The organism is Azospirillum sp. UENF 112521, from assembly GCF_058780665.1.
The window spans coordinates 334,833-356,829 of the sequence record NZ_JBSNCI010000007.1 but is presented as its reverse complement, the minus strand read 5'-3'; the positions used below and the strand labels follow the sequence as shown (position 1 = coordinate 356,829).

Genomic DNA, 21,997 nt, shown 5'->3' with positions numbered 1-21,997 from the left:
TTCTTCTTTTGTGGCGCATGCCTTTTCCGGCACCCATGTCAGACAGGGAAAACAGAAGAATAATTAAGGAAAAGTTAGAATAAATTCCGGAATCCGCTTCGGGTGATTGTCTCAGTCATACGGATTGATCGAGGGGCAACGATTGCTTGGAAAGCTTCGTTCACCGAATTGGCAGCGGTTGTGCCATCGTTGCCGGCCGAGGCGGTCGCCGGAGAGGATTCCGTCGCGGGCAATCGCCGTGACGGTCCGTGGCGACGGATCTATGGAAATGGTCATATGGCAGGATCCGACAAGCCGAAAGGGCTCACGGACGAAGGCGGAAGGCTGCCGTCTATTGGCTCCGGCCGGTCGCGGTCAGGCTGTCGACGATGCGGACCAGCTCCACGACGGAACGGGCCTCCATCTTGCGCATGGCCTGGCCGCGGTGCAGCTTCACCGTCGCCTCGCTGAGCCCGAGATCGTCGGCGATCTGCTTGTTGCGCAGGCCGGACACCACCATCAGCGTGATCTCGCGTTCGCGCGGGGTCAGCGTGTCGAAGCGGGCGCGCTGGGTGGTCAGGCCGCGCTCCTGGCAGCGGCGCTCGCAATGGGCGGCGATGGCGGCATGGATGGCGTCCAGAAGCTCCTGGTGGTGCACGGGCTTGGTCAGGAACTCGAAGGCACCCGCCTTCATGGCCCGCACCGACATCGGCACATCGGCATGGCCGCTGATGAAGATCACCGGCAGGCTGTTGCCGGACCGCGCGAGTTCCGCCTGGAAATCCAGGCCGCTGCGCCCCGGCAGCCGCACGTCCAGCACCATGCAGCCGACGTCGATGGCCGGCCGCTGGTCGACATATTGCTGGACCGAGCCATAGCTCCTGACCTGCAGGCCGACGGAATCGAGCAACCCCTCCAGCGCCTCGCGGACGGCCTCGTCGTCGTCGATGATGACGACGGTCTCTGCCGCCGCCACGGCCTCCGCCTTCCTCACCATCACTTTCCTCCGGGCGAAACGGGCAGCACGAACTCGAACACGCTCCCGCCCAGGGTGCCGGGCGTCGCGGTCAGCCGTCCGCCATGCAGCTCGACGATCGACCGGCTGATCGACAGGCCCATGCCCAGCCCGTCGGGCTTGGTGGTGTACAGGGCGCGGAAGATGGCGTCGATATCGGTGTCGGCGATGCCCGGCCCGCTGTCCTCGACCCGGACGCGGATCCAGCCGTCGTCGCTGCCGGTGACGATGCGCAGCCGCCGTTCGGGCAGATCGTCGGCGGACATCGCCTCTATGGCGTTCATCACCAGATTGAGGACGAGCTGCTGCAATTGCACCCGGTCGCCATGGACCCAGGGCGGACCGGCCTGGAGATCGGTTTCCACCGTGATGCGGCCGCGGCGCAGCTCGGCCCGCACCAGTTCCAGCGTGTCGGTAGTCAGCGCGCCGATGTCGACCCAGCCGGGATCGACCGGAGTCCGGCGGGCCAGCGCACGGATGCTGCGCACCACGTCGCCGGCCCGCTGGGCGTCGCGCACGATCCGCTCAACCATCATGCGGGTCTTGTCGAGGTCGGGCTGAGGCTGCGACAGGTGCTGGAGGCAGGTTCCGGCATTGGTGACGATCGCCATCAGCGGCTGGTTCACCTCATGCGCGACGGCGGCGGCCAGCTCTCCCATCATGGTCAGCCGGCCGATATGGGCGAGGTCGGCCTGGGCCGTGCGCAGGGCCTCGGCGATCCGGCGGCGCTGGGTCAGATCGCGGAACACCAGGATCGATCCGACGAAATCCCCACGGTCGTCGATGATGGCGGAGCAGCGCTCCTCGACGACGATCCCGGCCGGCAAGGCATCCGCATCGCCGCCGCGCGGCAGCAGGCGGGATTGCCGCTCCGGCGGGGCGAAGTCGCCGCTGCGCAGGACGACGGCGGAGAAATCCTCCAGCGGCTGCTGCGTTTCCTCGTCGACCACGACGAAGACGGCGGACAGCGGCTGCCCGGCGGCCTCCGCGGCGGTCCAGCCGGTCATCGTCTCCGCCGCGCGGTTCATGAAATCGACCCGGCCGTCGCGGTTGCACAGAATGACGCCGTCGCGGATGCTGGCCAGCGTCGCGGCATAGCGCCGTTCGCTGAGGCGCAGCCGGGTGTCGCTGGCATGCTTGTACAGCGCCATCTGGATCACGGTGCGCATCTGCGGCTCTTCAAAGGGCTTCAGCAGATAGCCGAAGGGCTCCGTCAGGCTGGCGCGATGCACGACCTCGTCGTTGGCATAGGCGGTCAGGAAGACGATGGGGATGCGGTGGGCGTCGCGGATCCGGCGCGCCGCCTCGATCCCATCCATCTCCCCCTCCAGGCGGATGTCCATCAGGACGAGATCGGGCTGCTGGCTGCACGCCATCCGGACGGCATCCTCGCCGCTGGCGGACATGCCGACAACCACATGGCCCATACGGGACAGTTGATGCTGAATATCGCGCGCAACGATACGGTCGTCTTCGACGATCAGAATGCGTGCCGCGATCATTGACTTCCCCGATTGCGCCCCTTCAAAGGAAAGGTAACGATGAATTCAGAACCTGCACCCGACCTGTACTTCAATGCACCGTGCAACTGACTGGTCAAGTCCGAAACAAGCTGAAAGCCTACGGACTCCATCCTATCGGGATCGCATCCGTCGGGCAAGCCCACGCCGTCGTCGCGAACGGACAGGCGGCACTCCTGCCCGTCGGTGGTCAGGGCGATCCGCAGGACCCCGCCCTGCCCGCCCGGAAAGGCATGCTTCAGCGCGTTGGAGACCAGCTCGTTGACGATCAGCCCGCAGGGCACCGCGCGGTCGAGGTCAAGCTTCAGGTCGTCCAGTTCGGTCTCCAGCCGCACCGCCCCGGCATTTCGGGAATAGGCGCGCAGCAGATGGGCACAGACCGATTCCAGATGCTCGCGCATCGGCACCCAGGCGAAATTGCCAAGGCGGTAGAGGCTTTCGTGCACCATCGCCATCGAGCGCACGCGGTCGCGGCTGTCGGCGAACAAGGCTGCCACCGCCTTGTCCTCGATGCGGCGGGATTGAAGGTTGAGCAGGCTGGTGACGAGCTGGAGGTTGTTCTTCACCCGGTGGTGGATTTCCTTCAGCAGCGCGTCCTTCTCCTCCAGCGTCGCCGTCTCCAGCGAGGCCGCCGCCTGGGCGCCGAGCAGGGTCAGCACATTGACCCGCTGCGGGGTGAAGGCGTAGGTCGCCAGCGCATTCTCCAGATGCAGCAGCCCGACGACACGGCGGCGGCGGACCAGCGGCAGGCACAGGATGGAGCGCGCCTCCGTCTCCTGGAAATAGGGGTCGGCGGACAGCGGGCCGGCGGCGCGGGTGTCGTCGACGATCACCGCCTCCTGGTCGCGGACGGCGCCATGGATGATGGTGTGGGGCAGCGGGAAGCGATCGGCATCCTCCTGCACCAGCCGGACCGACACGCCATAGAGGCCGATGGTCGCCTCCGCCTCCACCCGCAGCCGTTCGCCGCGGGCGAGGATCAGCAGGCCGCGGCTGGCGCCGGCATGTTCCAGCACCAGGGTCAGCAGGGTGGTGGTCAGCTGCTCCACGCCAGCCTGATCGGAAACGGTGCGCAGCGTCTCCAGCAGAGAGGCCAGATCGACCCCATCGAACCCGCGCGGGGCCTCCGGCATCACCGCCTCGCCCGACTCCAGGGTCAGGGAGGGATGGCGGCGGGCGAGTTGCCGGACCTTGGCCGTCGCCCCCCAGCGGCCATAGCGGTCGGCCGCCTCGCGGATGCAGGCCAGCTCCAGCGTGGGAATACCCATCCGGCGGTAGAGGCCGGCGGCGCATTCATGGGCCAGCGCCTCCACATGCGGCAGTGCGTTGCGGCGGGCGGCCAGGACGGCGCGGTCGTAGCCGCGCATCGCATCCTCGGTCCGCCCCTGCGTGCGCGCCGCCTCCGCCTCCGCCAGGGCGAAGCGCGCGTCGAAGCTGTCGGGGCTGTGGCCGGCCCATTCGCGCAGCTGGTTGAGATGGCGGGACAGCGCCACGGCATGCCGCGCTCGCTCCTCCGGCTTCACCCTGTCCATCGCCCCATCCATCGCCCCGGCCCTGGCCAGGGCGGCGTGGAAATGGAACTCCGCCATTTCCCAATGGCCCGAGGTGGTCCACAGAAGCCCCTCCGCCCGTTCCGCCGCCTCGACCGCCGCCGCCATGTCGCCGGCGATGCAGCGGAGCTGGAGCGTGCGGATCCAGTGCCAGCAGGTGGCGATGTCCAGGCTGGGGTTGGCCAGCAGCCGCGCCTCGAAGGCGGCATTGTCGAAGCCGCGCCCGTCGAAGGAGCCGAGTTCGCCGGTCCGCCCGCGCAAGGCACGCACGAGTTGCAGCTGGGTGGTCAGGATGTCGGCGCACAGCCCGAACTTCACCTGCCGCACATAGGCGAGCCGAGCCTCCGCCGTGCGCTGCACCGTCGCCAGCGGATCGCCCGACGCCAGCATGCTGGTGACCAGCGTCACGCTGGTGAAGCCGCCATAGGTGACGTCGCCGGCCTCCCGCGCCTCCTCGAAGGCGCGCAGGAGCAACGGCCGCTCGCTGCGGATGTCGCGGGTCCAGGGCACGACATGATAGGCGAAGGTCATCAGCACCCGCGCCCGGTAGCGCGTCCGCCCGTGCCGCTCCGCCAGATCGTAGCCGAGCCGGCCGAACGCATAGCCGGCGTCATAATCGCCGAAATAGGGGCCGGCCATCATGCCGAGATAGGCGAAGCCCAGGGCGGAGGCGTCGCTGCGCCCATGCCGGAGCGTCAGGTTCGCCATCCGGCAGAGGATCAGGCAGACGAGGTTGCGGTCGCTGAAGAAGGCCGGCGGCAAGGCGGCCGCCAGCACGTCCAGCGTCGCCCGGCTGTCGGGATCGTTCACCGCCGACAGCGCCGCCAGCGAACTGATCGGCCGGCCGCCGATGGCCTCGCGCAGCCGCGCATACTCCTCATGGGCCAGGGCGGCCGGCGGATGGGCCGGCCAGTCGATGCCGGCGCCGCGCAGATAGGCGAGGCAGGCGTCGATGGCGCGGTCGCTGCGGTCGATGGCGGTGTAGACGGTCACCAGCAGGGCGGTGATGGCGGCGCGGTCGGCCGGACAAACGCTCCGCCCGGCCAGCCCGAGAAGCCGCAGCTCCGCCCGTTGCAGGTCGCCGCTGAGGAACTCGCATTCCGCCTGGAGATGTTCCAGCGCGAAGGCCAGCCTGTGCCGCCGCTCCCACTGGCCGCCCTCCAGCAGGCGGAGTCCGGCCAGCGCATAGGCCAGTGCCGAGCCGTGGGCGCTGGCCGCCTTGGCCTGATGACCGGCGGCGAGGTGGAGCGTCGCCACCTCCTCCCGCTCGCGCCCGTCCTGGATCAGGGAGAGGCAGCGGTCATACTGCCCGACCAGCGCGAACAGCCGCCCTCCCGACAGATCGGCGGCGAAGCCGCGATGCAACGCACGGGCGACGTCGAGATGGAGCCTGCCGCGCCCCTCGGCCGGCACCAGCGCATAGGCCCCCTCCTGCACCCGGTCGTGGAGGAAGCGGTAGCCGCCGTCGCTGCGCAGAATCAGGCCTTCGGCCAGCACCGGCTCCAGATCGCGCTCGGTTTCCGCCTCCGTCAGGCCGGCGGCAAGCGCCAGGGTGGCGAGGGGAGCGCTGGCGCCCAGCGCGGCAAGCCGGGCCAGCAGGTCGCGCGCCCGCGCCGGGAAGCGCCCGAGCCGTTCGGTCATCAAGGTGGCGATGCCGGCGCCCGACCGCGCCGTCTCCACCGCCGCCATGTCCCAGTCCCAGCGCTTCGCCTCGCGGTCGAACCACAGCCGGCCGGAGCGCTCCAGCGCGGTCAGAAGCTGCACGGCGAAGAAGGCGTTGCCGCCGGTCCGCTCCTCCAGCAGGGCGGCCAGCGCCGCCACCTCGTCCGGCCTGCGGCCCAGGCTGTCGGAAACCATCCGCCGCAGGTCGTCGGACGACAGCGGCCCCAGCGCGATCTCGCAGCAATCGATGTCCGCTTCGGCAGGCTCGGCCGCGGAACGCCTGATCCGCTCCATCAGGGCGGCAAGCGGATGGTCCGGCCCGACCTCGTCGCTGCGGTAGGCGCCGATCAGCAGCAGATGAGCGATGCCGCCGTCGGCGACCAGCCGGTTCAGCAGATCGAGCGTCGCGCGGTCCAGCCATTGCAGATCGTCGAGGAACAGCACCAGCGGGTGGTCGGCGCGGGCGAAGAGCTGGAGCACGCGGCGGAACAGCAGGTCGAAGCGGTTCTGCGCCTCCTGCGGCGGCAGCGGCGGCACCGGCGGCTGTTCGCCGATCAGCAGGGCGAGGTTGGGGATCAGGGCGGTCATCAGCGCGCCGCCGTCGCCGACCGCGTCGCCGAGACCGCGGCTCCACTGGTCGCGGTGCGGGACCGGCAGGGCGAGGATGCGCGTGACCAGTCCGCGGAAGGCCTCCGCCAGGCTGGCATAGGGGAGGTCGCGGCGGCCCTGGTCGAACTTTCCGGCGGCGAACAGGCCGCGCGGCGGCACCAGCTGTTCCTCCAGCGCATGGACGACCGCCGACTTCCCCACGCCGGACCGGCCGGAAATCAGCACGATGCCCATCCGGCCCCGCCCGGCGACCCGATCGAAGGCGGCCTGGAGCATGGCCACCGGCTCCTCCCGGCCATAGAGCGAGGATGGCGGCTCCAGCCCCTCCGGCAGGTCGCGGCCGCCGGGCGGGAAGGCCGGGATGCGGCCCTGCCCATCCCAAAGCTGGAGCGCGTGGGTGAGGTCGCGGACAAGGCCGTCGGCGGTCTGGTAGCGGTCCTCCGCCGTCTTGGCGAGCAGCCGAAGCAGGATGCCGGACATTGCCGGCGGCAGGTCCGGGACATGGGTGGCCGGCGGGATCGGCGCGCGGGCGAGATGGCTGTGGACCCATTCCATCGCATCGCGGGCGGCGAAGGGCAGCTCTCCCGTGAACAGCTCATAGAGCGTGACGCCCAGGGCATAGAGGTCGCTGCGCCGGTCGACCGGGCGGTTCATCCGCCCCGACTGCTCGGGCGCCATGTAGGGCAGCAGCGCCGCCGGCCGCTCCACCTCCTGCCGTTGCGGGGCCGACAGGGCGGCGGCACGGCCGAAGCCGGTCAGCCGCACCGCGCCATCCTCCCCGACCAGCAGGTTGAAGGGCCGCAGGTCGCCATGCAGGATCCCGCGGCGGTGCAGCCGCGCCACCGCGGCGGCGATGCGGATCGCCAGGGACAGCCGCTGACGGAATGCCCCGTCGGATACGGAAGGCGCGGACAGCGACAGCGCCGGCAGCGGCTGCCCGCCCGGATCGGCCAGGGTCAGCACCGGCACGGCGCCATGGCGCAGCAGTTCGAGCGGCTTCACCGCCCAGGCGGGGTCGAGCAGCGGCGACAGGTCATGCTCCTGCCGCAGGCGGGCGAGCACGGCATCGGCGGGCACGCCCGGTTCCGCCATGCGCGCCAGGATCGGAAAAGGCTGGCCCGGCCGCGTCACCCGCAGCAGCCGGGTTTCCCCATCGCCGCCGAGCGCGTGGGTGCCGGAACCCGTCTCCGTCAGATGGTCCAGACTAGACTCCATGAAACGGCCCTTCCCCAGCGCAGCCTCGGCAGGATAGCGGCATTCCGCCGCAGTTGGGGAAATTGCCGCGGCGTGCCGGCAGGACGATCAGGCACAGGGGATTTCGGCGGGCGCATGGGACGAGCGGCCCGCCGGCAGGACGGTATCGGCACCGGCATTGCGCCGCCGCCAGCTGCGCGGCGAAATGCCGACCAGACGGCTGAAGGTGCGGGTGAAATGGCTCTGGTCGGCGAAGCCGCAGGCCAACGCCACATCGGCCAGGGTCCGGGATCCGTCGCGCATCAGCGTCTTCGCATGGTCGATCCGCCGGTGCAGCAGCCACTGGTAGGGCGTGGTGTTGGCGGTACGGCGGAAGGCGCGGACGAAATGCCCGACCGACAGCCGGCATTCGGCGGCAAGATCGGCCAGCCGGATCTCGCCGTCGAGATTGGCGGCGATCATCTCCTTCACCCGCCTCTCCTGCCAGGGCGCCAGCATGCCCCCGGTCCTGGCGGCGCTCACCCGGCCATAGGCGGTCACGACATGGGTCGCCAGCGCCGAACAGACATGGTCGAGATACAGCAGGCTGATCCGCTCGGGAAATTCCAGCGTCGGCAGGATGGCCGATGCCAGCGCCCGCACGGTCGGATCGTCGACCGGACTGCTGGGTGCAATCGACAGAATCCTCCAGCCGGCCGCCATGCACCTCGGGGCAGGCGCTTTCCAGCACCGCGCGGGGCAGATGGAAGGTCAGCGTGTCGAACGCCGTGTGCATGTGGCAGTCGATCCTGCGGCGGTAGTCGTGGATCGATGTCAGCCCGGCGATGTCGGCGGGCTTTTCCACCAGCCGGCCGTCGACCCAGACGTCGGAATGGAAATTGGAAAGGTGATGGCTGACCAGAAAGGCGTCCTCCGACACCGGGCTGAAATGGCCGACGCCACCAGCCATGCAGCGGATCCGTGCAACCCCCAGCGTGCCGCTGCCCGAGCCGAGGATCAGCACCTCCGGCTCATCCGGCGTCGGAACGTAGCGCATCCGCAGATTGGACTGGCGGGTCGAGGCCATGGGGCGTCTCCGTTGGCTGGCGCGCATCTTCCCACGGAGAGGAAGGGCCGCCCGGCTTGCCCACACAGAGTAAACGCGACGATGTGCCGCACACCACTAGACACAGATTAACCCCGGCAGTGTTTAGGTCGAGCGACCCTAGACCTTGGTTTAGGGTCTGGGCCTTCGATGCGGGATTTCTGCTTTGCAATCACTAATTTAGCGAATTCAGGAGAGATGGCGGTCGAGCGCCGCGATCACCGTTCCGGGCGCCGACAGGTGGGGCAGATGCCCGGCTGCGTCCAGGATCTCCAGAACGCTGCCCAACAGATGGTCGCGCAGATATTCCGCCGCTTCACGGGGCACCGCGGCGTCCTCCCGGGCTTGCAGGATGACGGCGGGCACCGTCACCTCGGCAAGACGGCTGCGGACATCGCTGCGCAGCACGGTCAGCAGCAGCGACAGCGCCATGTCCGGACGCATCGCCCGCAGCGAGGCGGCGAATTCCCGCACGACCGGGTCCTCCGCCGGGCGGGAGACGACCAGTTCGCCGAATTGGACGGTCCACCGCATGTAATCCTGCGTGGCGTTGTCGATCAGGGCATCGATGCCGGCGGGGTCGAAGCCGCCATGATAGTCGCCGACATTGCGATAGCAGGCCGATCCGCCCAGCAGGACCAGCTTGGTGAACAGGGTCGGCATCCTGATCGAGGCAAGCACCGCCACCATCCCCGCCACCGAATGACCGATGCAGATGCACTTCCCGATCCAGAGGGTTTCGAGAATGGCCACCACATCGCGGGCATAGGCGTCCAGCGTGGCGTATCTGGCATGGTCGTAATGCATCTGGCCGCCGGGACCGATCCCGGCCAGGTCGAACAGCACGATGCGATAGCGGTCCCGCATCGCCTCCACGACGTGGCGCCACGCCGACTGTTCCGTGCCGAATCCGGGAATGAGGACCAGCGTCTCCGCCCCCGATCCGACCACGCTGACCTTGTGGCGCTCCAGAATCGAGGAACCGTTTTCGATCATGTCGAGCCCCCGATCAATCGCAACGACCGATGCAACCATAGTGTGCAGCGCGTCGGCAAGCAGGATTGCCTTCCGACCGGCCCGGCAGGCTGAAAATGTTGCGCCCGCCCGGACAAACCGGACGGGCGCGGCAGACAATGGCTCGGAAACGGACGGCTGGCGTTCAGCGGCACGGTCAGCGGGTTAGTCAGCGGCACAGGGCCCGGCGGACGGCATCGGCGGCCAGGATCACCGCCTCCTCCGCCTTGCGGACATGGCGGGTCATGCTGGCGAAGGAGTGGGGAAGGGTTTCATGCAGGACCAGCCGGTGCGGGATCCGGGCCTGCTCCAGCCGCCGGGCCAACCGCAGGCTGTCGTCGCGCAGGCAGTCCAGCCCGGCAGCGGCAATGTGCAGCGCCGGCAACCCGCGCAGATCGGCGAGCAGCGGAGCCGCCGCGGGGTCGCGGGTGATCCCGCCATGGCCGAGATACTGTTGCCAGTACCAGCGCATCCGTTCCGTCGTCAGGCCGAAACGCCCATCGCCGAACAGCCGGTGCGATTCGGTGTCGAAATCATGGGCGAACATGCCGTAGAGCAGCAGGACGAAGGACAGCGGCGGCCCCGGCTCCTCCCGCGCATCGAGGGCGAGGCCGAGCGCCAGATTGGCACCCGCGGAATCGCCGCCGGTGGCGATCCGTTCCGGGTCGAGGCCATGGCCGGCACCGTGGCGGACCACCCAGTGCAGGGCGGCCAGCGCCTCCCCCCGCTGATGGGGAAAGCGCCGCTCCGGTGCGAGGCTGTAGGCGACGGCGCAGACCGCCGCACCGCTGTGCCGGGCCAGCAGGCGGAGCAGCCGGTCATGGGTGTCGATGGAATTGACCACGAAGCCGCCGCCGTGAAAATAGATCAGCACCGGCAGGGGCCGGCCATCCTCGGGCACGTCCGGTGGCCGGATCAGGCGCAGGCGCAAAGGCCCGGCGGGGCCGTCCGTCACCACCTCCCGCACGTCGGCGGGCAGCGCGGCGGGCAGCGCCGGGCCGTTGAGGAAGACATGGTAGCGCTCCGCCGCATCGCGCGCCTCGGCCAGCGGCTGGCGCAGCGGGTCGGCGGAAATCAGGCCGGCGCGGGCAGCCAGCGCGCCCAGTTCGACCACCTCCGGATCGGGCAGATGTCGCTGAAAAGGCAGGATGGTGTCCGGCATCGCCGCTCTCCCCGAGGTCAGAGGATATAGGACATGACGAGGTACAGCACCGCCTCGCCATCGCCGGAGTTGCGGTAGCGGTGGGGAACGTCTGCCTCGAACAGGATCGAGTCGCCCTCCTCCAGCCGGTGCTCGCCGTCGGCGGTGGCGATGTCGACCTGCCCGCGGCCGACCAGGATGTTTTCAACCGTGCCGGGGGAATGGGCGTCGGCGGACTCGTCGGCGCCGGGCGACAGGCGCAGTTCATAGAACTCCACCTGCCGCTCGCCCTTCAGCGGGAACAGGGCGCGGGAGGTGAACAGGCCGTCGCGGGAGGTCAGGCTGCGCTGCTCGGCCCGCCGGATCACCGTGGTGCCGGAGTCGCCTCCGGTGCTGAGCAGGCTGGAGAAGGACAGGTCCAGTGCCTTGGCGACCGTCCACAAGGTGCCGATGTCGGGGCGGTGCCGCCCCTCCTCGATCGCCATCAGGATGTGAGGGTCGCTACCGGACAGCTGTGCCAGCCCGTCCACCGACAGCCCCTGCCGCCGGCGGAGGCCACGCAGATTGTCCCCGATCACCCCGACCAGATGATCGAGGGACGGCGGGGCGGAGTGTTGAGCGGTGTCGATCGTCATGGCTCCGTTCTCCTGCGGCACGAATGACCGGAGCGACGGGAGCCGCCCCACGGATGGCGGAGATTGAACATCACATATTCCTACTTTTCAAGTAGGAAAATTCACATTGTGATGTGAATTATAGTTCTCATCCTTATTTTGCACATTATAAATTTGTTTAAATCACTGCCGTCTGTTCATGACTCTGCCGGAAGGCAAAGCGCCCCGCCGTCCGGATGGCCGGACAGGCGGGGCGCTGGGCGGATCGGAAGCGGACAGCCTGCTGTCCGGGCGATTACGGCAGGGCGGCGTCGGAGGCGTGGGCCTTCATCTCGTGGCGATGACGCTCGGCGAAACGCTCCAATGTGCGGCGTGCGGCGTCGAAGGCGTCACGGATGGCCGCATCGGCGCTCTCGTGGCCGTGACCGCCGGATTTGTCGCTGCGCACGACCAGTTCCTCTCCGGGAACGGTCAGGGCGACTTGGACGGTGTACTGCTTGCCCTGATGCTGGTGGCGGTGGGGAATTTCAAAGACGACGCGTTTGGACAGGATGTTCCCGAAAAAGCGGTCGAGCTTGTCGGCATGCTCGCGGATCGAATGCTCCAGGGCGGGAGAGGGGTCGATGTTGCGGAAGGCGATCTGCAACGGTTGACGCATGTCCATGCTCCTTGTTCTACGCGCGGGGCGCGCGGCTGATGGGCCGCCCTCCCCGCGGGGCCCGCCCCCATCAGCCGGCCGGTCGGTGAGCGGCGGGCGAAGGGGCTTGGTGATCTCAGGATCGCACAGCGGCGGAATCCTGCATTAACCTGCATCAATGCGGCCCTGGGGGACCGGCTGTAAACTCCCGCCCGTTTTCCAGGCCGGGTTCCAGATGAGCTTGGGGGTCAGGCCAAGCCGATCAGGCGGATCAGTGTCAGGCTGATCGTGCCCAGCGCCAGCAGGGAAAGCACCACCGCCGCCGTCACCCGTCCGCCGGCCCGCGCCACCGTCCGCACATCGACTCCCAGCCCCAGCGCCGCCATCGACACCACCGTCAGCAGGGTGGCCGCGTGCTCCATCGCCGGCAGGGCGGCATATGGGATGAGGTCGAGCGAGCGCAGGGCGATCATCGCCAGGAAGCCCTGGATGAACCACGGCACCAGATGATGGACCGGCGGGCGGGGCCGGCTTTGACGCGGCACGCCGGCTTCGGCGTCAACCGTCTCGCCGGCCAGCCGGGGCGCCAGCAGCGACAGCAGCAGGCAGACCGGTCCGAGCATCAGCACCCGCACCAGCTTCACCAGCGTGCCGACCTGCACGGCGATGGCGCCCAGCGGTGCGGCGGCGGCGATCACCTGCGGCACGGCATAGACGGTCAATCCGGCCAGCGCGCCATACTGCACCCCGCTCAGCCGCAAGCCGATGCCGAGCAGAGGCAGGCCAAGCACGACGGCCACGCCCAGCACGGCGGTGAAGGCGATGGAGGCGGCGACATCGTCGCTGTGCGCATCGATCACCGGCGCCACCGCGGCGATGGCCGAGTTGCCGCAGATCGCGTTGCCGCAGGCGACCAGCACCGCCATGCGCACCGGCAGGCCGAGCAGCCGCCCGATCCCGAACCCCGCCAACAGCGCCAGCGCCACCACGCCGGCGATGCCCAGCAGCAGGGCCGGCCCGGCCGACAGGATGGTCGCGGCGCTGACCGCGGCCCCCAGCAGGATCACCGCCATCTCCAGCAGGATCTTGGCGGAAAAGGCGATGCCCGGTTGCCAGCGTGCCGGCGGCGCCCAGGCGGTGCGGAGCGTGGTGCCGATCAGGATCGCCAGCACCAGCGCCTCGATCCACGCCTCGCCGAACAGTGCCATCTCAGCCTTGGCCGCGGCGAAGGCGAGCGCCGTAACGCCGACGCACAGCGCAAGGCCGGGGAGAAGGCTGCGAATTTGGAAAAGCATGGGCTTTCCCGGCACCGCCTGTGCGGGTGCCGCGGTATCGGGGATCATGGGACGGGTCTCCGGAAGCGGTCGGGAGCGGAAAAACACCGTTCCCATACGTAAAATTATGGAGACCGCTTTCGATCACATCCAACACAAAGATGTGATGCGTTCGATAACTTGAATTTATGGATCAGGCCGTCAGGCCGTCGTCGAATTCAGGGACCTGCCATGGCCCGCCGAGGTCGGCATTGCGCAGAAGCAGAACCAGCTCCTCGCGCGAACGGGTGACGGCGGTGTAGAGCCAGCGCCAGCGATGCTCCCGGAAGGCGGCCGAATTGTCCACCACGGTGACCGACGGGAATTCCGACCCCTGCGAGGCATGGCAGGTGATCAGCCACGCCCAGTCGTAAAGCTGGATGTCCTTGCCCACCCGCGGCTGGACCATCCCCTCGGTGTAGTGGGCCTGGAACATCCAGGGATGGACGATCAGCTTGCTGCGCGACCGCACCTCGTCCTCCATCTGCACGCCGAGCGACCACAGGCCGGCATCGCGGCCCTGCGCCTCGGCGGCCGGCCGGGTCAGGGAACCGATCATGCCGTTGAAGAGCCCCTCGTCCTTCTGGTTGCGCCGGCAGATGACCCGCTCCCCCGCCTGCGGCATCGTGGAGTCGTGGCCGAGCAGCGTGCGCATGCGCTTGGTGTAGGTGGTGCGGACGCGGTGGGTGCCGCAGATCGCCTGTGAGGACTGCCGCATCACCAGCGACTGGGTGCGGTGCTCCAGCGGCAGGACATGGACCTTGCCGACGGACCCGAAGCGCCGCGGCATCTCCTGCCGGCGCAGCAGATGGGCCAGCCGGATCACCGGGCTCTCGCGGGCGGTCCGGTGCGGCTCGGTCAGGCGGAAATCCGGCTCCCCGCTGGTGAACAGCCCCTGGCCGGAGACCGGCGGAAGCTGGTAATCGTCGGCGATGACGAGGATCTTCTTGCCGGTCCGCATCAGGTCGCGTGCCAGATCGTCGCCGATCATCGACCCTTCGTCGCAGACGATCAGGTCGGCGTCGGCGACCGGCCCGTCGTTGCGGCGGGCGAAGATCAGCTCGCCGCTGTCGCCGTCCTTGCGCGGGGCGTAGAGCAGCGAATGCAGGGTCGCCGCCCCGTCGATGCCCTTCTGGCGCAGCACCTGGGCGGCCTTGCCGGTGGGGGCGCCCACCACATAGTCGGTCAGCCGGCGGCGCTCCAGCAGATGCTCCAGCGCGAAGACGGTGGTCTTGGTCTTGCCGGTCCCGGCCTCCCCGGCCAGCCAGAAGACCTGCTGGGCGTCGTCGTCCTTGTACCAGGCGTCGATCGCCTGGATGGCGCGATGCTGTTCGTCGGTCGGGCTATCGGACTGCATTTGGATCGAACCGGGATCAAACCATGAATGAAGACGGCACAGTAGCCCGACCGCCCACCGCCGGTCCATAGAACTTCGCCGCGGCGACACCATCTCCTCCGGAACCATGGTTGCAAAGGATCCGGTACGCATGCGCAATCCCTATTGGCAGGGTCCGGCGACGTCCAATTTCGACGGGCTGCGTTTCTTCAATCCGGGCGAACCGGAAACCGACCGCAGCCTGCGCCAGCTGCTGCGCTGGCAATTCGGGCGGAAGGCGGTCAAATGGCCGCGGCAGGTGGCGGTGACGCCGGTGATGCCGGCCCGGCACGTCGCCGGCCTCCGCGTGACGGTGGTGGGGCATGTCACCACCCTGGTCCAGGCGGCCGGGCTGAACATCCTGACCGATCCGGTCTGGTCCGACCGCGCCAGCCCGGTCCGCTTCGCCGGGCCCAAGCGGGTCACCGCACCGGGCATCCGCTTCCACGACCTGCCGAAGATCGACGCGGTTCTGGTCTCGCACAACCATTACGACCATCTCGACGTTGAGACGCTGAAGCGCCTGCACCGGCGCGACGCGCCGCTGATGGTCACCCCGCTCGGCAACGACACCATCCTGCGCAAGCATATCCCGGGGGTGCGGGTCGCGGCGGGCGACTGGTGGAGCCGGTTCGCGCTGGCGCCGGAGGCGGAGGTCCACATCGTGCCGGCCAACCACTGGTCGTCGCGCACCGGACGTGACCGGCGCATGGCGCTGTGGGGCGGCTTCGTCCTGCGCACTCCGGCCGGCTCGGTCTATTTCGCCGGGGACACCGGCTATGGCAGCGGGGCGGCCTTCCGCGCCATCGGCGAACGGCTGGGAGCCTGCGATCTGGGGTTGATCCCCATCGGTGCCTATGACCCGCGCTGGTTCATGTCCGCCCAGCATTGCGACCCGGACGAGGCGGTGCGGATCATGCTGGACACCGGGGCGAAGAAGGCCGTCGGCATCCATTGGGGAACCTTCGCCCTGACCGACGAAGCGCGGGACGAGCCGCCGCAGCTGCTGCGCACAGCCTTGGCCACCCACGGCATCGACCCTGCCCGCTTCGAGGTGGGACATCCGGGGACGGTCGTCGATGCATGACCGGATCGGATCGCGTAATCGCCCCGTGGGTTTCATACCGAACGCACGGGGCGATAAACCCACGCCGACAAGGAGATCGGGGGTGAAGGAGGAACCTTGGCTTGGCCAGCCTGCGTCAGGCGGATCGTCGTTCGCTACGAGCGGCGCCGCGACATCCCCGCCACGCTCCACCCTCCCACCGCGGCCTTCATTGCCTCTCAATTCGTCCTGCCTTGCCGATTCTGTTAAAAATGATTTCCTCGACTGCTCCAAATAAAATGGTTAACGTCATTATGTTTTGCATAATATCGGCAAGATATTCATTCCGCTCGTGAGCGCACGAAATCCCTTCTGCGAGCGCAGATTTTGCCGATGGCGTATCCATTCCATCGAAGCGTGGTTAAGCTTCTTTCCCAGGGCGTAACGCGCGCCCCAGGGGTGTGGGATCCCCTCGTTCGGACGGTGTGGCCACTGCCGTTAGATTAATGAAATCATTAATCTTTCTGGCCGAACCCCCTGAGGCTCCTGTCCAGGCGCTCCACGCTGAAGGTCGCAGAAACCGTGTTTGGATGCGGTTTTCCAAATCCCCGACTGCGGGTTCAGGAGGCTGTCTGCGGGGGCGCCCGAAGACACGGCCTGGCCGTCAGTCCGGAATCCGGAAGGAGATCGAGTTGCGCTATTCTGATCTGACGATTCTCTCGAAGATCCTCACCGTCATGGGATTGCTGGGCATTGCGATGACCGCCTCGGCTTTTTATGGTGGCCATCAGATGCGTGTCGTGGACAATGCCAACTCGTTCATCATCGACCACCCGGATAAAGCCAACGTCAAACTGGCTTTCATCGAGAATCAAGTCAGCGAGTACATGGCGGCGCTCTACCATCTGGCTGCGTCGTCGACGGAGCAAGGCAACGCCAGAGCGCTAAAAAGCTCTCGGGACGCTCTCGACACCATCCGGGAAGAGGCACCCAAAGCAAAGCAGATCGACCCTGAGGTCGCCGTTGCGCTTGACGCCATTCTCGGAAAATTGCAGCTGACGGTTGATGGGCCTTGCATGGAGGTCATCCGACTGGGCTCCGGCACGGACTCGGAACTGAACAAAAAAGCCAATCAGTTGATGGAAAGCGAATGCGGACCGGCCCTTGACCACGTGCGGGATAATATTGAGAATCTGCTTAAAGATAACATGAAAAAAGTCGACCGCCTTAATCAGGAGGCGACCGCCCTCATCGATGGATTGGTGTGGAAAACCGTGTCCTTAAACATCATCGCCATCGGACTCATAATCGCTTTGGCAATTTATCTGACACGGAAATTTGTGACATCTCCACTGAAAGTGATCGAAGGAAGTTTGGATGAACTGGCGAAGGGCAATCTGGACGTTCAAGTCACGAACACTGAGCGCAAGGACGAGATCGGCAGCATCGCCCGCTCGTTCAGGGCATTCAAGGACAACGCCATCGAACGGCGGCGGATGGAGGAGCGCGAGAAGACGGAGCAGGTGAAACGGGACGAACGCGCCAGGCTCATCGAGACCCTGACCGCCGGCTTCGACAAGAGCGTGTCGGGCGTCCTGAACACCGTGGCCGGCGCCAGCACCGATCTGGAGGCGACCGCCTCGTCCCTGTCCGCTTCCGCAGAACAATCCACCGCCCAGGCCACCACCGTCGCCGTCGCCGCCGAGCAGACATCGGCCAATGTCCAGACCGTGGCCACCGCGACCGAAGAACTTTCCGCCTCCATCGCCGAGATCACCCGCCAGGTCGCCGAATCCGCCCGCATCGCCAACACCGCCTCCGAGAAGGCGGCCCACACCGACGAGCTGGTCCAAAAGCTCTCCGCCGCCGCCGGACGCATCGGCGAGGTCATCAAACTGATCAACGACATCGCGTCCCGGACCAACCTCCTGGCGCTGAACGCCACCATCGAGGCGGCGCGGGCGGGGGATGCCGGCAAGGGGTTCGCCGTCGTCGCCGGCGAGGTCAAGAGCCTCGCCAACCAGACCGCCAAGGCCACCGACGACATCGCCCGGCAGATCGCCGCCGTTCAGGGGGAAACCCGCAACACCGTCGCCGCCATCCAGGACATCGCCGCCATCATCGGTGAAATCCAGACCATCTCGACCGGCATTTCCTCCGCCGTCGAGGAGCAAGGGGCCGCCACCAGCGAGATCGCCCGCAACGTCCAGCAGGCCGCCCAGGGCACCCAAGCCGTCAGCGAGATCATCGGCGGCGTCTCCCAAAGCGCCGCCTCGACCGGCACCGCCGCCCAACAGGTCCTCGGCTCCGCCGGGCAACTATCCCAGAATGCCGACACCCTCAAACGCGAGGTCCAGGAGTTCCTCGCCTCGGTGAAATGCGCTTGATCCGAGGAGGCGGGCCATCCCCCTTCCGCAAGGCCGCGGCGCGGCGCTGAGACGCCGCCACCGCCACCAGAGCGCCTTAGCCCCCGCTCAGGCCGGGGTCGGCGCCTGTTCCGGCAGGACGCCGGAGGACTTCAGTTCCCGCCAGAAGTCGGCGGGGATCGGCTGGCCCATCAAGGTCACATTCTCATGCACGCGCGCCGGGTTCTTGGTGCCGGGAATGACCGAGGCGACGACCGGATGCGCGGCGCAGAATTGCAGGGCCGCCGCGCGCAGGTCGACACCGTGGCGCCTGGCGATCTCCGCCAGCCGGTCGCGCGCCGCCACCTTGTCGGGGGACGCCTCCTGATATTCGAAATTCTTGCCCCCGGCGATGATGCCGGAGTTGTAGGGGCCGCCGACCACCACATGGACGCCGCGCTCGGCGCAGCGCGGAAACAGCTCGTCCAGTGCCGGCTGGTTCAGCAGGCTGTAGCGTCCGGCCAGCAGGAAGACATCGGGGTCCGCCCGCTCCAGCGCCATCACGCAGGGCTCCACCCGGTTGACGCCGAGGCCCCAGCCACGGATCACCCCCTCTTCGCGAAGCTGGGTCAAGGCGACGGCGGCCCCCTTCATGGCGGTGTCGAACACCTCCAGCCAGCGGTCGCCATGGGCATCCTCGGCGCAGTCGTGGATGTAGGCGATGTCGATGCGCGCCATGCCAAGCCGCTGCAGGCTGTCCTCGATGGAGCGGCGCACGCCGTCGGCGCTGTATTCGTAATCGACGCGGAACGGCAGGCCCTTCACGAAGGGGCCATGCCGGCCGCCCTTGCCGGCGTCGGCACGCAGCAGCCGGCCGACCTTGGTCGACAGAACGAACTCGTCGCGCGGACGGCTGCGCAGGACATGGCCGAACCGGTGTTCGGAAATGCCGGGACCATATTCGGGAGCCGTGTCGAAATAGCGGATGCCGGCGTCCCAGGCGGCGTCGAGGGTTGCCGCGGCCGTCTCGTCGGTCACCTCCTCGAACATGTTGCCCAGGGGCGCTCCGCCGAAGCCGAGCGGGCCGGGCGGGGCGAAATGCGTGCTGTCTGACATGGGAAAACCTTTCCGTCTCTGGCACCGTTCGATGCACCCGTTCAACACCGCGCCTCACCGGGCCGTTCCTGATGCAGGCGGCCTCCGCCGACTGTCCAGCCGGCGCTTGACTGGCATTTCGCGCATGCCCAGCTTGCTACGCGGACTGGACGAGGATCGGGACGTAGATGGCGATGGGGGCGGACGAAAACACGAAAATCCTTGGCGAGGCCCGTCGAATCCTCGCCGCCGGGGACGGGGACGCACTGGCCTCGCCGGCGACGCTCGGCGACCTGGCGGAGCTGCTCGCCGACACCTTCGACGAGAGCTACACCGCAGAGCGGGCGCTGGCCCTGCTGACGCCCGCAAGACGCCGCGCTCTGAAAAGCCGCTTCGTCTCCGCCGACGAGAGCGGAGGTGCGGAGGTCTGGCTGCCCGCCGATGTGCTGGACCGGCTGCGGGATGTCGCCGACACGCCGCTCGACGCCATCCGCGCCCTGCTGGACAGCGGGCGCGGCCTGCCGGAAGCGGGCAGCGAGGAGCATTGCCGCAAGCGCCGCTGCGCCCCCCAGCTGCTGCTGTCCGATCCCGGCGCCTGGCAGTGCCGGACCTGCGGCCTGACCGGACGGGCCGACCTGCCGCCCAACCCCATCGTCGCCGGCCATCTGGCCGACCAGCGAAGCCGCATCGCCGAGTTGCACGCCCTGGCCGCCGCGATCCATGAGGGCTGGGGGGCCGGCGAGCGCTTCACCGTCGCCGATGCCGCGGCGAACCGCCTGCCCGGCATCCCGGCCGACCGCGACCGGCTGAAATCGCTGCTTGCCGACCTTCTGCGCGACGGGCTGCTGGAGGAGGCGCCCGGCCCCCGTGGCGGCGCCGGCTTCCGCGTGCTGGAGGAGCCGCCGGACTGGATCGCCGACGCCATGGCCGAACGCCGCCGGCAACGGGAGGCGGAGGCGCGCGTCCGCGAGGACCGTGCCACCGCCCTGCGCAAGGTGCTGGAGGACGGGCTGACCCACACCACCGCCGCCGGAGAGCGTGTGGAGATCGTGCAGAGCGACCGTGGCCTGGAACTGCGCTTTCCCGCCATCCCGGCATGGGAATTGCGGGAGGAGATGAAGCGGCAGGGCCATTGCCGGTGGGACGGCCGGCGGCGGCGCTGGTGCCGCCTGTCGCCGGTCACCAGCGTCGAGCCCTGGCTGGCGGCCGCGCTCGACGCCGGCGCCACCGTTGCGCCGCTGGGGACCGCCGACCCCGATGCCGAGGATTGGGAATACGAGGAGTGGACGGATTGACAGTCCGGCCGCCCTATAGATCCACCTCCAGCGTCACCTTCACCGGGTCGAGCACGACCATCGTCTGGAAGGACTGCACCAGCTCGTTGTCGGCGAACAGCCGGCGCGACAGAACCTCGTAGCTCGCCATGTCGGGGACCAGCAGGATCAGGACGAAGCTGGCCTTCCCGGTGACGAAATAGCATTGCTGAACCTCCGCCGCCTCGCGGAACAGGCGCTTTGCGGCGGCGATGACGGGGGAGCGGTCGTTGATCGTCTGGACCTCTACCACCACTGTCACCCCCTGCCCCACCGCGGCCGGATCGACCACCGCCACGTTGCGGCGGATGATGCCGGCCGCCTCCATCCGCGCGATGCGGCGCTGCACGGCCGGCGCGGAGAGATGCACCGCCTCGCCGATCTCGCGCTGCGAGGTCTTGTTGTCCAGTTGCAGGATGCGCAGGATCGCGCGGTCCTGCTCGTCGAGCTGATCCGGCGGGCGAGCGATTGTTGAGCGCATGGCGGCTTCGGCGAAAGAACGGTGCGTCGGAAGCCTCAAACTTAAGCGCTCTCTGCCCCATCGTCACAGTATCTTTTCACCGGACCTCTTCCACCGAACCTTCCGCCGGGAGCCCGCGCGTGGCGAACGCCTCCATAGAATCCCCCTCCACTACCCGGCCCGAACCGGCGGCGCTGCCGCTGCTGCTCCTGCTTGCCTCGCTGCTGTCGCAATATGTCGGGGCCGCTTCGGCGAAATCGCTGTTCCCGCTGGTCGGGGCAGAGGGCGTGACCGGCCTGCGGGTGGGGCTGTCGGCGCTGATGCTGATGGCGATCCTGCGCCCGTGGCGCAGCCTGCCCGGACGCGGGGATCTGCGCAACCTGCTGGTCTATGGCGCCACGCTGGGGGCGATGAACCTGTCGATCTACCGCGCGATGGAACTCATCCCCATCGGCATTGCCATCGCCATCGAGGTGACCGGGCCGCTGGCGGTCGCCCTGCTCGGGTCGCGCCGGCTTAAGGATTTCCTGTGGATCGCCTGCGCCGCGGCCGGGCTTGTCCTGCTGCTGCCGCTGCGGCAGGCATCCGCCGCGCTGGACCCGGCCGGTGTCGCCTATGCGGCGGCGGCGGCCTTCTGCTGGGCGCTCTACATCGTGTTCGGCAAGCGCGCCTCGGCCCTGCCGGGCGGGCAGGCGGTGGCCTGGGGCATGCTGGTGGCGGCCAGCTTCACCGTCCCGCTGGGGATTTCCCATGCCGGCGCCGGGCTGCTGGTTCCGGCCGTGCTCCTCACCGGTCTCGCGGTGGCGGTGCTGTCCAGCATGGTGCCCTATCTGCTGGAGATGATGGCGCTCCGCCGCCTGCCGAGCCATGTGTTCGGCCTTGCCGTCAGCGCCTCCCCCGCCGTGGCGGCACTGATCGGCTTCCTGATGCTGGGCGAGCGGCTGAGCGCAGTGCAGTGGGTCGCCATCGCCTGCATCATGTTCGCGTCGGCCGGCAGCGCGCTGGGCAAAGCCCGGCGCGGCCGCGAGTGAC

Annotated in this window: 16 protein-coding genes; 4 read left to right on the top strand and 12 right to left on the bottom strand. The window is 68.3% G+C overall.

What is annotated here, in order from left to right; all coding sequences use genetic code 11:
* Window positions 1-331: 331 nt before the first annotated feature.
* From ACWPN8_RS30355 to ACWPN8_RS30310, 10 genes are all read right to left on the bottom strand, one after another.
* The gene (locus ACWPN8_RS30355) at window positions 332-976 is read right to left on the bottom strand and encodes a response regulator transcription factor (RefSeq protein WP_492243474.1); all 645 of its coding nucleotides are present in this window, start codon (window positions 974-976) and stop codon (window positions 332-334) included.
* Window positions 976-2,496: a response regulator gene (locus tag ACWPN8_RS30350; RefSeq protein WP_492243473.1), complete on the bottom strand. Its 1,521-nt coding sequence runs from the start codon at window positions 2,494-2,496 to the stop codon at window positions 976-978. Before ACWPN8_RS30350 ends, ACWPN8_RS30355 begins: the two co-directional genes overlap by 1 nt.
* Window positions 2,493-7,550, bottom strand: a complete 5,058-nt coding sequence (locus ACWPN8_RS30345; RefSeq protein ID WP_492243472.1) for an AAA family ATPase — start codon at window positions 7,548-7,550, stop codon at window positions 2,493-2,495. The genes ACWPN8_RS30350 and ACWPN8_RS30345 overlap by 4 nt, the downstream gene beginning before the upstream one ends.
* 87 nt (window positions 7,551-7,637) lie before the next feature.
* Window positions 7,638-8,231 carry a helix-turn-helix transcriptional regulator gene (locus ACWPN8_RS30340; protein WP_492243471.1) on the bottom strand — a complete coding sequence of 198 codons (594 nt, stop codon included), beginning with the start codon at window positions 8,229-8,231 and terminating at the stop codon, window positions 7,638-7,640.
* 571 nt (window positions 8,232-8,802) lie between these two features.
* On the bottom strand, window positions 8,803-9,609 hold the full coding sequence (locus tag ACWPN8_RS30335) for an alpha/beta fold hydrolase (RefSeq protein ID WP_492243470.1): 807 nt from the start codon (window positions 9,607-9,609) through the stop codon (window positions 8,803-8,805).
* 187 nt (window positions 9,610-9,796) lie between these two features.
* Window positions 9,797-10,789, bottom strand: coding sequence for an alpha/beta hydrolase (locus tag ACWPN8_RS30330; RefSeq protein WP_492243469.1), 993 nt, complete (start codon window positions 10,787-10,789; stop codon window positions 9,797-9,799).
* Between the two features lie 17 nt (window positions 10,790-10,806).
* The gene (locus ACWPN8_RS30325; RefSeq protein ID WP_492243468.1) at window positions 10,807-11,403 is read right to left on the bottom strand and encodes a helix-turn-helix domain-containing protein; all 597 of its coding nucleotides are present in this window, start codon (window positions 11,401-11,403) and stop codon (window positions 10,807-10,809) included.
* A gap of 274 nt (window positions 11,404-11,677) precedes the next feature.
* The gene (locus tag ACWPN8_RS30320) at window positions 11,678-12,040 is read right to left on the bottom strand and encodes an HPF/RaiA family ribosome-associated protein (RefSeq protein ID WP_492243467.1); all 363 of its coding nucleotides are present in this window, start codon (window positions 12,038-12,040) and stop codon (window positions 11,678-11,680) included.
* A 227-nt stretch (window positions 12,041-12,267) separates the two neighbouring features.
* Window positions 12,268-13,314, bottom strand: coding sequence for a YeiH family protein (locus ACWPN8_RS30315; protein ID WP_247872994.1), 1,047 nt, complete (start codon window positions 13,312-13,314; stop codon window positions 12,268-12,270).
* 172 nt (window positions 13,315-13,486) lie between these two features.
* A complete protein-coding gene (locus ACWPN8_RS30310; RefSeq protein WP_492243466.1) occupies window positions 13,487-14,689 on the bottom strand; it encodes an ATP-dependent DNA helicase in 1,203 nt (400 codons plus the stop codon).
* Between the two features lie 130 nt (window positions 14,690-14,819).
* Between ACWPN8_RS30310 and ACWPN8_RS30305 the strand changes: the two genes are divergently transcribed.
* Together ACWPN8_RS30305 and ACWPN8_RS30300 are read left to right on the top strand one after the other, a co-directional pair.
* On the top strand, window positions 14,820-15,794 hold the full coding sequence (locus ACWPN8_RS30305; protein ID WP_492243465.1) for an MBL fold metallo-hydrolase: 975 nt from the start codon (window positions 14,820-14,822) through the stop codon (window positions 15,792-15,794).
* A gap of 650 nt (window positions 15,795-16,444) precedes the next feature.
* A complete protein-coding gene (locus tag ACWPN8_RS30300) occupies window positions 16,445-18,139 on the top strand; it encodes a methyl-accepting chemotaxis protein (protein WP_492243464.1) in 1,695 nt (564 codons plus the stop codon).
* Window positions 18,140-18,226: 87 nt separating this feature from the next.
* Here the strand turns inward: ACWPN8_RS30300 and ACWPN8_RS30295 are convergent, their stop codons facing one another.
* The gene (locus ACWPN8_RS30295) at window positions 18,227-19,213 is read right to left on the bottom strand and encodes an aldo/keto reductase (RefSeq protein WP_492243463.1); all 987 of its coding nucleotides are present in this window, start codon (window positions 19,211-19,213) and stop codon (window positions 18,227-18,229) included.
* Between the two features lie 173 nt (window positions 19,214-19,386).
* Here ACWPN8_RS30295 and ACWPN8_RS30290 point away from each other — a divergent pair, with 173 nt between their 5' ends.
* Window positions 19,387-20,487 (top strand): hypothetical protein, encoded by a 1,101-nt coding sequence (locus ACWPN8_RS30290; protein WP_492243462.1) that lies wholly within the window; start codon window positions 19,387-19,389, stop codon window positions 20,485-20,487.
* A 13-nt stretch (window positions 20,488-20,500) separates the two neighbouring features.
* On the opposite strand, the gene ACWPN8_RS30285 is transcribed toward ACWPN8_RS30290, so the two are convergent.
* Window positions 20,501-20,986 carry an Lrp/AsnC family transcriptional regulator gene (locus ACWPN8_RS30285; protein WP_109446666.1) on the bottom strand — a complete coding sequence of 162 codons (486 nt, stop codon included), beginning with the start codon at window positions 20,984-20,986 and terminating at the stop codon, window positions 20,501-20,503.
* Between the two features lie 119 nt (window positions 20,987-21,105).
* On the opposite strand from ACWPN8_RS30285, the gene ACWPN8_RS30280 reads away from it, so the two are divergent.
* Window positions 21,106-21,996, top strand: coding sequence for an EamA family transporter (locus tag ACWPN8_RS30280; RefSeq protein WP_492243461.1), 891 nt, complete (start codon window positions 21,106-21,108; stop codon window positions 21,994-21,996).
* The last annotated feature ends 1 nt before the right edge of the window (window position 21,997 follow it).

What these genes read in the sequence shown, in the direction of transcription:
- ACWPN8_RS30355 (WP_492243474.1), bottom strand. Translation starts at nt 976, where the DNA reads ATGGTGAGGAAGGCGGAGGCCGTGGCGGCGGCAGAGACCGTCGTCATC.
- ACWPN8_RS30350 (WP_492243473.1), bottom strand. Translation starts at nt 2,496, where the DNA reads ATGATCGCGGCACGCATTCTGATCGTCGAAGACGACCGTATCGTTGCG.
- ACWPN8_RS30345 (WP_492243472.1), bottom strand. Translation starts at nt 7,550, where the DNA reads ATGGAGTCTAGTCTGGACCATCTGACGGAGACGGGTTCCGGCACCCAC.
- ACWPN8_RS30340 (WP_492243471.1), bottom strand. Translation starts at nt 8,231, where the DNA reads ATGGCGGCCGGCTGGAGGATTCTGTCGATTGCACCCAGCAGTCCGGTC.
- ACWPN8_RS30335 (WP_492243470.1), bottom strand. Translation starts at nt 9,609, where the DNA reads ATGATCGAAAACGGTTCCTCGATTCTGGAGCGCCACAAGGTCAGCGTG.
- ACWPN8_RS30330 (WP_492243469.1), bottom strand. Translation starts at nt 10,789, where the DNA reads ATGCCGGACACCATCCTGCCTTTTCAGCGACATCTGCCCGATCCGGAG.
- ACWPN8_RS30325 (WP_492243468.1), bottom strand. Translation starts at nt 11,403, where the DNA reads ATGACGATCGACACCGCTCAACACTCCGCCCCGCCGTCCCTCGATCAT.
- ACWPN8_RS30320 (WP_492243467.1), bottom strand. Translation starts at nt 12,040, where the DNA reads ATGCGTCAACCGTTGCAGATCGCCTTCCGCAACATCGACCCCTCTCCC.
- ACWPN8_RS30315 (WP_247872994.1), bottom strand. Translation starts at nt 13,314, where the DNA reads ATGCTTTTCCAAATTCGCAGCCTTCTCCCCGGCCTTGCGCTGTGCGTC.
- ACWPN8_RS30310 (WP_492243466.1), bottom strand. Translation starts at nt 14,689, where the DNA reads ATGCAGTCCGATAGCCCGACCGACGAACAGCATCGCGCCATCCAGGCG.
- ACWPN8_RS30305 (WP_492243465.1), top strand. Translation starts at nt 14,820, where the DNA reads ATGCGCAATCCCTATTGGCAGGGTCCGGCGACGTCCAATTTCGACGGG.
- ACWPN8_RS30295 (WP_492243463.1), bottom strand. Translation starts at nt 19,213, where the DNA reads ATGTCAGACAGCACGCATTTCGCCCCGCCCGGCCCGCTCGGCTTCGGC.
- ACWPN8_RS30290 (WP_492243462.1), top strand. Translation starts at nt 19,387, where the DNA reads ATGGGGGCGGACGAAAACACGAAAATCCTTGGCGAGGCCCGTCGAATC.
- ACWPN8_RS30285 (WP_109446666.1), bottom strand. Translation starts at nt 20,986, where the DNA reads ATGCGCTCAACAATCGCTCGCCCGCCGGATCAGCTCGACGAGCAGGAC.